The organism is Streptomyces beijiangensis, from assembly GCF_017315755.1.
GTDB classification, from domain to species: Bacteria; Actinomycetota; Actinomycetes; order Streptomycetales; family Streptomycetaceae; genus Streptomyces; species Streptomyces beijiangensis.
On record NZ_JAFLRJ010000776.1, the window covers coordinates 1,370 to 1,572 of the forward strand.

The 203-nt window shown below is 70.0% G+C and carries 1 pseudogene; it reads left to right on the plus strand.

Annotated features, from left to right (window positions below):
• A pseudogene (locus J0695_RS44635) lies at positions 1–163 on the plus strand (phosphate ABC transporter ATP-binding protein); the annotation flags it as partial.
• Between the last annotated feature and the right edge of the window lie 40 nt (positions 164–203).

A 203-nucleotide genomic window follows, 5' to 3' on the forward strand; every position in this document is an offset into this window, starting at 1 on the left:
CCACAACATGCAGCAGGCGGCCCGCGTCTCCGACAGCTGCGCCTTCTTCCTCGCCGAACAGGGCACGCCGGGCGTCATCGTCGAGCACGGACCGACCCACGACATGTTCAACGCCCCCCAGGACCAGCGCACTTCGGACTATGTGAACGGGCGCTTCGGGTGATCCGCAGGGTCATCGCGGGCGCCGCCGCGCTCACCGCGGC